The 1,201-nt window shown below is 43.3% G+C and carries 2 protein-coding genes; one reads left to right on the forward strand and one right to left on the reverse strand.

The features are described from left to right. Nucleotides 1-646: hypothetical protein (locus tag EBR25_14175; GenBank protein NBW42117.1), on the forward strand; the 646-nt coding region annotated here is incomplete at its 5' end. Between the two features lie 3 nt (nt 647-649). On the opposite strand, the gene EBR25_14180 is transcribed toward EBR25_14175, so the two are convergent. After that, nucleotides 650-1,201, reverse strand: a 552-nt coding sequence (locus EBR25_14180) for a histidine--tRNA ligase (GenBank protein ID NBW42118.1), incomplete at its 5' end; no start/stop codon positions are given.

The raw sequence follows: 1,201 nt of genomic DNA on the forward strand, positions 1-1,201 counted from the left end.
AGCAAAATCGGTCGATAGAGATCTGGCCATCTTGTCTCAAAAGGCGGTGGACAGTTTAGAAGCCAGATTAAGCAAAGATACCAACCTGAACAGTGGTTGGGCGGATGCATTCACCGACATAGCTACTCAAGCAGTCCGCCTGAAGAAAGGGGTATACTTTAAATATGTGCAATTAGAGGGGCTTAGAATGCCAGAGATGGTGTCCATTCAATGTAAGGGAGGGCTTACCTTAGAAGCTTTTGGTGAGGAAAAAATACACGCCTTGATCTATCTCATTACTCCAGAAGATCAGCCATTGCTTCATATGAGAATTATTGGCCATATGGCAGAATTAATTGAGGCCGAAGAATTCTTGGATCGTTGGATTGCCGCAAAATCCGAGCGTGAATTGAAGCAGGTATTACTCTCGGATGAACGACTGATTCACGTTCGATTACAGGAAAATACACCCACGGAAGAATGGATTGATAAGGCTATTATGGAACTTCAATTACCGGGAGAGTGTCTGGTTACGATCATTGAACGAAACAATGATATCGTTATTCCGAAAGGGAAGACGAGACTTCAATCCGGAGATGTACTCTCTATTCTTGGGTATCCAAAAGATATCATAGAGCTAAGAGAATGGCTCGATAGTATTACTTAAATCCTATGATTGGAGTTTGTGAATTAACTCCTCAAAGGAGCCAGACTCTTCTGTACTTTCCGACATATTTCTGAGTACAAACACTTGATTTTCGAGTTCTTGCTCACCGACTATGAGTGTGTATTTTGCTTGTTCTCTATTGGCTTCCTTCATCTGGGCTTTCATCGATCGACCTATGTAGTCCATACTTGCCGAGTATCCTTTAGCTCGTAACTTAGCTACATGAGATAATCCCCAATGTCGGGCTTCATCCCCCAAACATACGATGTACACGTCCAGAGTGTTATCTTGGGTCAATGAGATACCCAGTTCATCACAAGCGATGAGTAGGCGTTCCATTCCTGCAGCAAATCCAACGGCTGGAGTAGGATTTCCTCCAATTTCTTCTACTAATAAGTCGTATCGACCACCTCCTGCCAAGGCATCCTGCGAGCCTAAATCAGGGCTGCTTAATTCGAAGGCTGTACGTGTATAATAGTCCATGCCACGTACCAAGTATGGATCTAATTCGAAAGAGATTCCTAAGGCCGTTAATCCCTTACAAACCTGATCAAA

The organism is bacterium (assembly GCA_009926305.1).
Lineage (GTDB): Bacteria > Bdellovibrionota_C > UBA2361 > UBA2361 > RFPC01 > RFPC01.